Source organism: Pseudarthrobacter sp. PvP090 (genome assembly GCF_040547365.1).
In the GTDB taxonomy this organism is placed as follows: Bacteria; Actinomycetota; Actinomycetes; order Actinomycetales; family Micrococcaceae; genus Arthrobacter.
In genome coordinates this window covers 118,153-129,782 of the sequence record NZ_JBEPPO010000005.1, presented here as the reverse complement: position 1 = coordinate 129,782, position 11,630 = coordinate 118,153, and the positions used below count along the sequence as shown (strand labels likewise).

10 protein-coding genes and 1 pseudogene are annotated in these 11,630 nt (G+C 68.0%); 4 read left to right on the top strand and 7 right to left on the bottom strand.

Features of this window, described 5'->3' with window-relative positions; translation table 11 throughout:
* Positions 1–144: 144 nt before the first annotated feature.
* The 5 genes from ABIC21_RS07400 to ABIC21_RS07380 form a co-directional block, all read right to left on the bottom strand.
* Entirely contained in the window at positions 145–1,848 is a 1,704-nt protein-coding gene (locus ABIC21_RS07400) for an MFS transporter (RefSeq protein ID WP_354349760.1), read from the bottom strand.
* 10 nt (positions 1,849–1,858) lie between these two features.
* Positions 1,859–2,338, bottom strand: coding sequence for a MarR family winged helix-turn-helix transcriptional regulator (locus ABIC21_RS07395; protein WP_354349759.1), 480 nt, complete (start codon positions 2,336–2,338; stop codon positions 1,859–1,861).
* A 181-nt stretch (positions 2,339–2,519) separates the two neighbouring features.
* Positions 2,520–4,196: a thiamine pyrophosphate-binding protein gene (locus ABIC21_RS07390; protein ID WP_354349758.1), complete on the bottom strand. Its 1,677-nt coding sequence runs from the start codon at positions 4,194–4,196 to the stop codon at positions 2,520–2,522.
* Positions 4,193–5,281 (bottom strand): agmatinase, encoded by a 1,089-nt coding sequence (gene speB / locus ABIC21_RS07385; protein WP_354349757.1) that lies wholly within the window; start codon positions 5,279–5,281, stop codon positions 4,193–4,195. The genes ABIC21_RS07390 and speB overlap by 4 nt, the downstream gene beginning before the upstream one ends.
* 792 nt (positions 5,282–6,073) lie before the next feature.
* Entirely contained in the window at positions 6,074–6,295 is a 222-nt protein-coding gene (locus ABIC21_RS07380; protein ID WP_354349756.1) for a hypothetical protein, read from the bottom strand.
* On the opposite strand from ABIC21_RS07380, the pseudogene ABIC21_RS07375 reads away from it, so the two are divergent.
* A pseudogene (locus ABIC21_RS07375) lies at positions 6,269–6,373 on the top strand (hypothetical protein); the annotation flags it as partial. The gene ABIC21_RS07380 and the pseudogene ABIC21_RS07375 sit on opposite strands and share 27 nt — an antisense overlap.
* A gap of 99 nt (positions 6,374–6,472) precedes the next feature.
* Here ABIC21_RS07375 and ABIC21_RS07370 read toward each other — a convergent pair.
* On the bottom strand, positions 6,473–7,048 hold the full coding sequence (locus tag ABIC21_RS07370) for a helix-turn-helix domain-containing protein (protein ID WP_307463683.1): 576 nt from the start codon (positions 7,046–7,048) through the stop codon (positions 6,473–6,475).
* 310 nt (positions 7,049–7,358) lie between these two features.
* Here ABIC21_RS07370 and ABIC21_RS07365 point away from each other — a divergent pair, with 310 nt between their 5' ends.
* The gene (locus ABIC21_RS07365) at positions 7,359–8,882 is read left to right on the top strand and encodes a sodium:solute symporter family protein (protein ID WP_354349755.1); all 1,524 of its coding nucleotides are present in this window, start codon (positions 7,359–7,361) and stop codon (positions 8,880–8,882) included.
* Between the two features lie 146 nt (positions 8,883–9,028).
* Here ABIC21_RS07365 and ABIC21_RS07360 read toward each other — a convergent pair whose 3' ends face one another.
* Positions 9,029–9,265 carry a hypothetical protein gene (locus tag ABIC21_RS07360; protein WP_354349754.1) on the bottom strand — a complete coding sequence of 79 codons (237 nt, stop codon included), beginning with the start codon at positions 9,263–9,265 and terminating at the stop codon, positions 9,029–9,031.
* 263 nt (positions 9,266–9,528) lie between these two features.
* Here ABIC21_RS07360 and ABIC21_RS07355 point away from each other — a divergent pair, with 263 nt between their 5' ends.
* Together ABIC21_RS07355 and ABIC21_RS07350 are read left to right on the top strand one after the other, a co-directional pair.
* On the top strand, positions 9,529–10,710 hold the full coding sequence (locus tag ABIC21_RS07355) for a VIT1/CCC1 transporter family protein (RefSeq protein WP_354349753.1): 1,182 nt from the start codon (positions 9,529–9,531) through the stop codon (positions 10,708–10,710).
* Entirely contained in the window at positions 10,710–11,627 is a 918-nt protein-coding gene (locus ABIC21_RS07350) for a matrixin family metalloprotease (RefSeq protein WP_354349752.1), read from the top strand. The genes ABIC21_RS07355 and ABIC21_RS07350 overlap by 1 nt, the downstream gene beginning before the upstream one ends.
* Positions 11,628–11,630 lie beyond the last annotated feature (3 nt).

Here is an 11,630-nt window from a genome sequence, read left to right as displayed (position 1 = left end):
TTCTGGCGGGGAACATCAACCGGATGCTCCCATTACTAGCAGAGGGGGCCGACAGCCATGGCCTTCCAACTCTACGAAACCACCGGCCCGCGCGGAACAACAGACACCGAAAATCATCCATACGGCGTACTTTTCGCGTCCCGCTCAGTGGCGCTGGTTACGGCCTTCGCGCTGCTGGCTGAGCACCTCGACAAATTCCCGGTCGAGGTCGACGATGCCGCTCCCGGCCACGGAGCCGGCCGCGGTGGCCGGGCCCGAACCGGTGCCGGACCCGGCGCCCAGGCCGCCGTCGTCGTGCCTGGCCGCGGGGCTGACAATGTCCACGGTACGCCGCAGCGGCTCTTCCTTGATGAAGAGGATCGCAATAAGCGCCACCAGTCCGACGATCGCGGAGACCATGAAGATCTGCGCTGTGGCGTCACCGTAGGCGGCCCGCATGATCTCGCGGACGGGCTCCGGCATGTCCTTGAGGTCCATGCTGGTGCCGGCTCCGCCACTGGCGGGAATCCCTGCGGCGGCAAGGCCCTCGGTGGCGAGTTCCTTGACCCGGTTGGCCATGATGGCTCCCAGCACGGAGACGCCGATGGCGCCGCCGACCGACCGGAAAAACGCGACCGAGGCGCTGGCGGTTCCGATGTCGCCGGCCCGCACGGTGTTCTGCACTGCAAGGACGAGGTTCTGCATCAGCAGGCCCAGGCCGAGGCCGAGGACCGCGGTGTAAAGGCCGGTCAGCCAGAGTTCGGTGGTGTGGTCGATGGTTCCGGTCAGCCCGAGGCCGGTAATCAACAGGACGGCGCCGGCAACCAGATACCGCTTCCACTTTCCGGTCCGGCTGATCAGCTGGCCGGAGACGACGGAACCGATCAGGTTACCGGCGATCATCGGCAGGGTCAGGAGCCCTGCTTCGGTGGGTGATGCGCCGCGGGCCACCTGGAAATACTGTCCCAGGAAGGCGGAGGAACCGAACATGCCGACGCCGACGGCGATCGAGGCAAGGATGGCGAGGGCGGTGGTGCGCTGCGAGATGATCTTCAGCGGAATGATCGGCTGCGGCACCTTGGACTCGACCAGCACCAGGAGCGCCAGCAGGACAACACCGCCGCCCACCATGGCCACGGTCTGCCAGGACCACCAGTCGTAGTAGTCCGGGTTCCCGGCGAAGGACACCCAGATCAGCAGCAGGCTCACGCCGGAGGTCAGCAGGATGGAGCCGAGCCAGTCGATCTTGGCAGGGCGCCGGACGTGCGGCAGCTTCAGGGTGATCTGCAGCAGGATGAGCGCAACGATGGCGAGCGGGACGCAGACGAAGAAGGTCCAGCGCCAGCCCAGCGGGCTGTCCACGATGAACCCTCCGAGCAGCGGTCCCCCGGCGGTGCCCACGGCCATCACGGCGCCCATGTAACCGGAGTACTTGCCGCGGTCGCGGGGCGGGATGATGGAGCCGATGATGGCCATGGCCAGAGCCGTGAGCCCGCCCATGGCGACACCCTGGATGACGCGGGCAGTAAGCAGCAGCGGGATCGTCTCGGACAGGCCCGCCATGACGGATCCTGCCACGAAGATCACAATGCTGAGCTGGACCAGCATCTTTTTGTTGAAGAGATCGGCGAGCTTGCCCCAGATGGGGGTGGTTGCGGCGTTGGCCAGCAGGGCCGCGGTGATCACCCAGGCGAAGTCGGTCTGGGTTCCGTTGAGCTCGGACATGATCGTGGGCAGGGCGTTCGCGACGATCGTGCTGCTGATGATGGCGGTGAAGAATGCGGCCAGCAGGCCGGTCAGGGCCTCCATGATCTGGCGGTGGGTCATCACCGCCGGCGGGACGGGGGGCTTGACTGCGGTTGCTGCCATGAGGTGCTCCTCAAACAATTTCGGTCGTATTGGTGGATCCGGCCGTCGTTGCCCGGGCTGAGGTCCTGAGGGACTCAGCAAGTTTCTGGAGGGTCTTCGTTGTCTCTTCGACGTCCTGCTCGCTCCAGTCCTGCAGGAAGCCAAGGAGGGTGGCGGCGCGCTGGTCCTCGATGGATCGGAGCTTCGCGACCCCCGGCGGGGAGAGTGCGATCAGCTGGGCTCTCCCGTCCAGCGGGTCGGGCCGGCGGACCACGTAGCCCTGGTCCTCCAGTTCGGCGATGTGCCGGCTGAGGACGGGGGCGCTGACTCCGAGCCGTTCCGCGAGCGCGGTGGCACGGGACTCCCCCTCCCCCACGAAGCGCAGCACACCCTGGAGCGCGACACCGGTGTCCTCCCCGCGGAGCTTGACCGCGGCGACGCATCGAACGGCGCGCTGCAGATCGAAGATTTGGTGGACGAGTTTGGCTGCGGTGTCCGGCGCGACTGCCATGACTGCTCCTTTTTGCTTGCCTAAGGCAACAATGTATCAGGATTTAGTTACTTTGGGAAACTAAACCTTTCCGGCGGGGCTTCCTGCTTAAACGCCAAGCACGGACCCGCAGCAGTGCTGCCGGTCCGCGCTTGCTTGTCCTCGCAGGGGCGTGGAGCGTGGTGCTCAGGCCTCCAGGTGCCTAGGCCTCCAGGTGGGTGGGGGCAAACATCTTGAGCAGGGTTTCGACCACGACGACGTTCGGTCCGTCGGCGGCAAAGCCGGCCTTGAGCGCGTCCCCGACATCCCCGGGGGCCACGCGGACGGCCGGCACGCCGAAGGCCTCGGCCAGCTTGACGAAGTCAGGACGGGCGAGTTCCGTGGCCGTGGCCTTGCCGAAGGCACCGACCATGTATTCGCGCAGGATGCCGTAGCCGCCGTCGTCGACAATCAGCCAGGTGACCGGAACATTGTGCTGCTTGGCCGTCGCCAGTTCGGAGATGGAGTACATCGCCGAGCCGTCGCCGGAGACGGCAAGCACTCTGGCGTGTCCGGCAGATGGGCCGCCGGGCGTGCCGGTGGTTTCGAGGCCAACGGCGCCGCCGATCGCCGCGGGGAAGCCGAAGCCGAGTCCGCCGGCGCCCTGGGCGGAGTGGAACTGGCCCTCGCGGGCGTCCCAGCAGCTCCAGGCCCAGTATGCGGAGATGGTCATGTCCCAGAACGTCTGCATGCTGGCGGGAACAGCCTCGCGGATGTCCGCCATGAACTTCAGTTCCTTGCCGAGATCCTGGGATTCCAGCCGGGCCTTGACCTTCGCCAGGGTTTCCTTGACGAGGGCTTCCGGCGGGGTGCCGTGCCAGTCCGCGCGCTCTCCGTGCGGTTCCGTCAGGGCGGCGTCGAGGGCGGCCAGCGCCTGCCCGGCGTCGGCTCGGATGCCCAGGCCGGGGCGGTTGGATTCGAGGACGCGCGGTTCGGCGTCGATCTGGATGATCCTGCCGCGCGGTTCAAAGGTGAAGTAGTTGGACGTGACCTCGCCCAGCGACGAGCCGATCACGATCAGTACGTCGGCGTCCTCGAGCAGCTCCGTCATGTGCTGGTCCTCGATCCAGGCCTGCAGCGAGAGCTCGTGGTTCCACGGGAACGCGCCATTGCCGCCGGGCGTGCAGATGACGGGCGCCCGCAGCTTCTCCGCGATGGAGAGCAGCGATTTCTCGGCGCGGCCGCGGCGGGTGCCGCCGCCGGCAATGATGGCGGGACGTTCCGCCGTCGAGAGCCACTTCACAGCCTCGCGGACCAGCTCGACACGGGGCGGATTGTCGGCGGCTTCGGCGAGGGCGTCCTCCACCGGCGGCACCATGATCGGATCCAGCAGCACGTTCTGCGGGATTTCCAGCCACACGGGGCCCTGCGGCGAGGAGATCGCCTCGGTCCACGCGTCCTGGATGGCGGAGGGAATGCCGGACGCGTGCTGGATCAGCCGCTGGCTCTTAGTGACGTTCGCGGCCGAGGCCTTCTGGTCATCGAGCTGGTGCAGCATGCCCTTGCGGCGGGCACCGAGTCCCTCGAGCGGGATCTGGCTTGCGATGACCACCATGGGGACGCCGGTGGCGTAGGCCTCCTGCAGCCCGGCCAGGGACGTCAGCGCGCCCGGGCCGGTGGAGAGGAAGAGGACACCGACCTCGCCGGTGGCCCGGGAGTAGCCGTCCGCGGCGAAGGCCGAGTTGTTCTCCACCCGGGAGGAGACGAAGTGCAGGTTGCCGCGGCCCATGGCGTCGAAGAGGCCCAGGGCGTGCTGGCCCGGGATGCCGAAGACGGTCTTGGCGCCGAGCGCCTCTAGCGTTTCGACGACGAGGTCGCCGCCGTTGCGCACGCCGGTCACAGCGAGACCCCGCTCCCGGCGCGCTGGGACGCCGGCGTTGCGAAGCCGGCCGGGCGGCGGGATTCCTGGCCGAGGGCCTGGGCGGCGTAGCCGTTGGCCGCACCGAAGCGGTCCCCTTCCACCGCACGGTCCGCCATCAGGGTGACCAGTTCGTAGGCCACGTGGCTGGCGGCAACGCCGGTGATGTCTGCATGGTCGTACGCGGGGGCGACCTCGACGACGTCGGCCCCGACCAGGTTCATGCCGCGGAAGCCGCGGATGATTTCCAGCAGCTCGCGGCTGGTGATGCCGCCCGCTTCCGGGGTTCCGGTGCCGGGCGCGTGGGCGGGATCCAGCACGTCGATGTCCACGGAGATGTAGAGCGGACGGTTCCCGATCCGGTCGCGGACCTTGGCGACGGTTTCCAGGACGCCCTGGTAGTAGACGTCCGCGGAGGTGACGATGCCGAAGCCAAAGCGGTGGTCGTCGTCGAGGTCCTTCTTGCCGTAGAGCGGGCCGCGGGTGCCGATGTGGCTGATCGCCTCGGTGTCCAGGATGCCTTCCTCGACAGCACGGCGGAACGGGGTGCCGTGCGTGTATTCGGCGCCGAAGTAGGTGTCCCAGGTGTCCAGGTGCGCGTCGAAGTGCAGCATCGCGACGGGCTGGCCGGCGCGTTCCGCGGCGGCGCGCAGCAGCGGCAGCGCGATGGTGTGGTCGCCGCCGAGGGTGACCAGCTTGCTGCCGGAGGCGGTCAGGTCCAGGGCGTTCTGCTGGATGGTCTCGATCGCTTCATTGATGTTGAAGGGGTTGACCGCCATGTCGCCGGCGTCCGCCACCTGGATGTTCTCGAAGGGGCTGACGTCCCAGGCCGGGTTGTAGGGGCGCAGCAGGCGGCTGGCCTCGCGGATGTGGTTGGACCCGAAGCGGGCTCCGGGGCGGTAGGAGACGCCCGAGTCGAAGGGCACGCCAACTAGGGTGACGTCTGCCTTGGCGACCTGGTCCAGCCGCGGCAGGCGCGCGTAGGTGGCGGCTCCCGCGTAGCGCGGAATGCGGGATGAATCGATGGGGCCAAGGTTGCCATTGGCCTCGATGCGCAGCTCTTCCAAAAGAAAGCCTCTCCTTCGAGGATTGACCGACGGGTGTGACAGCCATCATACACTCGAAGTTGCCTCTTGTGCATCAAATGTTTACCAGAGCTCGTCGGCGCGGGCGGTCCTCGACGTTCCAGCCCAGTTACTTTCCCCCTCAACCGGCCGGCGCCCCGCCGGAAACCGCGGAAACCCTGGGCTCCACGACCGCTCGGGTCCGGTGCCGCGGCGAGTAACTGGGCAGAAGCGCACGCTGGCCTAGGTGCCGGGGCGTCCAGCCAGCGGCCTGCGCCACGAAGCCGGTGGCGGGAGTTATCCAGATAGACCAATTCGCGGGCACCTCCCTGCTCGTCGCGGCCGTGTACTGGCTGGATGGAGCCCCTCGAATATCTCGCGCAACTTGGCGGTGTCGCCCGGACCGGGCAACTGCTGGCCGCCGGCTATTCCCGGACGGAGATTGCCCGGGTGGCCGCCGTTGCCCGCCAGCCCCGGCGCGGAGCCTTTGTCCTTCCGGAGTGCAATCCCGAGTTCAAGGCCGCGGTCCGGCACAACGCCCGGGTCACCTGCGCCAGCGCGGCCGGACACTTTGGACTCTGGCTGCGGGAACCACCCGCCCAGCAACATCTCGCGTGCAACCACGGCCACGGCGGGGGCTTCGTTCGGCATCGGACCGGACGGTTTGACGGGCACCCCACGTTGCCCGCGGCCGCGATCGAGGACGTGGTGCTGCACGCGATGGCGTGCCTCGCTCCCCGGGCATCGACAGCCATCGCAACCTCGGCAATCCGCATGCATGGCGTGCCGCTGGAATTACTGAAGGCCCAGCTCACGGCCGACCGGTCCGGCCTGGTCCGCAAGGCGCTGCAGCAACTGGACCTGCGCGCCGAGTCCATCGTGGAGGTCGACGCCCAGTACTTGTTCCGCGCTCACGGGATTGGCTACGACGCTCAGGTCTATCTGCCCGGGATCGGCCGGGTCGACTTCCTGATCGAAGGATTCCTGATCGTGGAAGTCGACGGCTTCGTGTTCCACGCCAGCCGCGAGGCCATGCGCCGGGACCTGGGCCGGAACAACGCTTCGACACTGAGAGGCTTCGCCGTGCTCCGGTACACGCCCGAGCACATCTGGTTCGAACCGGAGCGCGTCCTGGCCGAAATCCGGGAGGTGCTGGGCACGTATCCGCAGCCCGCAAGCTGGACCCGCGTAAACCTAACGGCTCGCGGCGGGGACCAGCACCCAGAGGACCTCGACGGCTTCATCCGTCGGATTGACCCAGGTGTGCGGCTCGCGGCCCGGGAAGGTCACGGTGTCCCCCGTGTGGAGTTCGAATTCCTCATTCGTGAGGATCAGCCGGATGCTGCCCTTGACCACGTGCAGCACGTCCACGTCGCAGTCCACGGCATACAGCTCCGATTCGCCGCGGCCGCGGGGCTCGATCACGGCCTGGATGATCTGGACACGGCGCTCCGAGCGGGCGGTGAGGAGCCGCTCCACGATCCCTTCGCCGCCCAGCGAGATCCGCGGGCCTTCATTCTTCTTGGTGAGATGCGTTTCCGGGGCGGCGAACAGGTCGCCGATCGAGATGGAAAGCACCTGGCACAGCGTCACGAGGGACGCGACCGAGGGTGAGGTGAGGTCCCGCTCGACCCGGCTGAGGAAGCCCTTGGTCAGCCCGGTGGCGTCGGCCACCTGCTCGATGGTGAGCCGCTGCGACTGCCGGGCGGCGCGGATCCGCGAACCGATGGCAACGGGAACGTTGCTCGGTTCAACTGGTAGAGCCTTCATTTAGGAACCTTTCACGGCCGGCCGCTCGGCCCCATCATTGGAGCAATACTAGCGGGACAGCACCCCCCGGACGCCGGATCCACCCGCGCCGCGTAATGCGTCTTGACTGTTACCCGGATCACAACATACTCTTTGGCAACAAGTGTTGCCTATTGGGCAATTACCGCCACTTGGATGCGGTGGAGTCACCCAACCAGCGGTACTCCCACCGGCAACCCGTCACCGTACCCGTCATGAAGCACCTGACCGCGGCACCCTCTGGAGTCCCCGCCGGTTCAGCCCTGCTCCGAACAGCTCTGAGGAGCCCTCAATGGACGCAAGTTTCGTCAACATCGCCATCGTGGTGGTGTATTTGGTCGCCATGCTGGCGTTCGGGTGGTGGGGTAAATCCCGCACCAAGAACAACAGCGACTTCCTGGTCGCCGGCCGCCGCCTCGGCCCGTTCCTATACACCGGAACCATGGCCGCCGTCGTGCTCGGTGGCGCCTCCACCGTAGGCGGCGTGGGCCTCGGCTACAAGTTCGGCATCTCCGGCATGTGGCTCGTGGTCGCGATCGGCGCCGGCGTGCTGCTGCTCAGCCTGCTCTTTGCCAGCACCATCCAGAAGCTCAAGATCTACACCGTGTCCCAGATGCTGAGCCTGCGGTACGGCAGCCACGCCACCCAGACCTCGGGCATCGTGATGCTCGCCTACACGCTTATGCTCTGCGCCACGTCCACGGGCGCCTACGCCACCATCTTTGTGGTGCTCTTCGGCTGGGACCGCGCCCTCGCCATCGCCATCGGCGGCGCGATCGTCCTGGTCTACTCGACCATCGGCGGCATGTGGTCCATCACACTGGCCGACCAGGTCCAGTTCGTCATCAAGACGGTCGGCATCTTCTTCCTGATGCTGCCGTTCACCCTCAACGCCGCCGGCGGCTTTGAGGGTATCCGCGCCCGCGTCGACGCCAGCTTCTTCCAGATCGACGGCATCGGCATCCAGACGATCATCACCTACTTCGTCGTCTACACCCTGGGCCTGCTGATCGGCCAGGACATCTGGCAGCGCGTTTTCACCGCCAAGACCCCCACGGTCGCCCGCTGGGGCGGCGCCACGGCCGGCATCTACTGCATCCTCTACGGTGCGGCGGGCGCCCTGATCGGCCTCGGCGCCCGTGTTGCCCTGCCGGACATCGACGTCAAGGCCCTCGGCAAGGACGTGGTCTACGCCGAGGTCGCCACCAATCTGCTGCCGATCGGCATCGGCGGCCTGGTGCTCGCCGCGGCCGTAGCCGCCATGATGTCCACGGCCTCCGGCGCCCTGATCGCCGCCGCCACCGTGGCGCGCGCGGATGTCCTGCCGTTCGTCGCCAGCTGGTTCGGCAAGAACATCAACACCGATGACACGGACAACCCGGAGCACGACGTCAAGGCCAACCGCATGTGGGTCCTGGGCCTCGGCATCGTCGCGATCGTTATCGCCATCATCACCAAGGACGTCGTCGCGGCACTCACCATCGCCTACGACATCCTCGTCGGCGGGCTCCTCGTCGCCATCCTCGGCGGGCTGGTCTGGAAGCGCGGCACCGGTGCAGCCGCGGCCGCCTCGATGGCCGTGGGCTCGGTCATCACCCTCGGCACCATGATCATCCTGGAGATCAACGCCGAGGTCCCGCTGGACGGCATTTACGCCAATGAACCGATCTACTTCGGCCTGCTGGCCTCCGCGGTGGTCTACATCGCGGTGTCACTGCTGACCAGGCCGACCGATCCCGCGGTCATGGCCAACTGGCACCGCCGGGTCGCCGGCGGCGCCGCCGAGGAAGAACAGGTCCCCGTCTTGACCCACTAGGGTCCTGCCCCGGTGGGGTACTGACAGCGAGTTAATGGTCGACGGCGGCGCTCCCTCGGAAGGGGGCGCCGCCGTCGAACTTTAATGTTGCTGAACTTTTAGGTAGCTGAGTCTTAGTCCGCTGGACACTCAAGCAGCTAAGGGCATCATTCATTTTCCTCCGGCTCCAGGAATTCTTCTCCGTCGACGGGCACCACGGGCGTCTCGTCGCCCAGGAAGTCCTCCTCGTCCAGGGGAACAAGCCGGTCCGCCTCTTCGAGGAGCTCCTCTTCCTCGGTCTCCGCGCCAGCACTCACGGGCGCGTCGTCGGCGTAGTCGTACGCGGGATCGGACTCGAGGGAATCCCGGGCCGGCTGGATTGGACGTGAGCCGATGTTGTCCATGATGCAACCTCCGTGTGACTGCGGTGGCGGCAAAGGCCCCGGAGAGCCCGCCCTGGCTTTCATTCGAACACCGCGGACCCGGGCGGTCAAGGGCCGCCACCGATCGGGACTGCGGCGGCTGCGGACAGCCGCGGGACGCCGGCGAAATTTACGGTTCGCCTAAACACCGGGCTGAGGATCACCGGCCGAAAATCCGCGGAAAGACGGGGTACGCTGGATACGCAATGGGGCCGAACCATGCCCTTTCAAGCCCAGGAGCTTCCGTGTCCCAGCACGCCACATCTGACTCGTTCAACCGCGAACCCCGCGAACCCCGCGAACCCCGCGAACCCCACCGGCCCGAACCCGGCCACGCGGCCGCCACGGCACCCAGCCCGGGGGACATCAAGCGGTGGCGGCAGTACCTCGCCGACGAACGGGCCGAAGCAGCCGTCTACCGCGATATGGCCCAGAACCGGCGCGGCGAGGAGCGCCAGATCCTGCTCGCCCTGGCCGAAGCCGAAGGACGCCACGAGGCGCACTGGCTGCAACTGCTCGGCAACCATGCCGGCCGCCCCCGCCCCGCCTCAATCCGCAGCCAATTCCTGGGCTTTCTGGCCCGCCACTTCGGCTCGGTCTTTGTCCTGGCCCTCGCCCAGCGGGCCGAAAGCCGGTCTCCGTACGCCGCCGACCCCACCGCGACCCCGGCCATGGTCGCCGACGAGCAGATCCACGAGGAAGTTGTTCGCGGACTTGCCACCCGGGGCCGCAACCGGCTGGCGGGCACCTTCCGCGCGGCGGTCTTCGGCGCCAACGACGGGCTGGTCAGCAACCTTTCCCTGGTCATGGGCATGGCCGCCTCCGGCGTGGGCAGTTCCGTGGTCCTGCTCAGCGGTGTAGCCGGGCTGCTGGCCGGTGCGCTGTCCATGGGAGCAGGCGAATTCATTTCCGTGCGCTCCCAGCGTGAACTCCTGGCGGCGACCCGCCCCACCCAGATCACCCTGGCAGCCGCGCCATCGCTGGACATCGAACACAACGAGCTCCTGCTGGTCTACCTGGCCCGCGGCATGTCGCGGGAGGCTGCCGAGCACCGCGTCGCGGAGCGGATGGGCCTGCGTGACTGCGACTGCGATCCCAGCCTCTCGCTGCAGCCGGATCTGCCGGAAGCCCGTGACGAACATGTTGCGGTCGGGACCGCCTGGAGCGCCGCGGCGTCGAGCTTCTGCTTCTTCGCGTCCGGCGCCATCGTGCCGATCCTGCCCTTCGTGTTCGGCATGACCGGCGTCGCGGCGCTCGTGCTGTCAGCCGCCCTGGTGGGCGTGGCGCTCCTGTTCACCGGCGGCGTCGTCGGGCTCCTCTCCGGTACCTCCCCGGCCTCCCGCGGCCTCCGCCAGCTGGCCATCGGCATGGGCGCGGCGGGCGTGACGTACCTGCTGGGCCTGGCCTTCGGCGCCGTGGTTGCCTAGTGGACGGTCCTGAGTTCCGGGACCAGACACCGCGGCACCGCCGCTCCCGCACCACGTGGCGGTACGCCCGGGGCCTCGCCGCTGCCACCCTGATTGCCGGCGCCGGGTTCGTGGCGGCCGGCTTCGTCTACGGAGATCCGCGGTTCGCCGGACTCTTTGACGTCACCCGCGGCACCGTGCCGGACCAGGCTCCGGCACGCCCGCCGGGCGAGCCCGGGCAGCCGGCAGCCGCCGCGGGCAAGCGTACGGACACTCCCCCGCCCGGCGTCGAGGAGGAGGACGAGCCGCTCGGGCGCCCGCAGAAGCCGGCGGCCGCCAGCAGCTCTTACCGGTTCCTGGCCCTGAACGACGACGGCACTCCGGTAGGCTATTCGCCGTGCCGGCCGCTGCACTACGTGGTGAACGCCGCGCTCGCTCCGGAGAACGCCGAGCGCCTGGTCGAGGATGCGATCAGTACGATATCCCGCGCGACCGGGATCAGGTTCGTCGACGACGGGCCGAGCACCGAAGTGCCTTCCCCGTCCCGCGCGCCCTACCAGCCGGACGCCTACGGGGACCGCTGGGCGCCGCTGCTCATCGCGTGGACCACCCCGGAGCAGGCCCCGCAGCTCATGGGACCCGTGATCGGCACGGGCGGCAGCACACACTTCAGCTTCGGCGACGGGCCCAAGAGTTTCGTCACCGGCAGCCTGGAACTCGATGGGCCGCAGATCGCCGAGGATCTCAGCCGGACGGACGGGGCCGCGTACGCCACCGCGGTGGTCCTTCACGAGCTCGGCCATGTCATGGGTCTCGAGCATGTGGACGACCCCACGCAGCTGATGTACCCCGAGATCGGGGCCCCGGACGGCCCGGCCGCCGGGGACCTGAACGGCCTGTACGAGCTGGGCTCGGCGCAGTGCCGCAAGGACCTCTGAGCG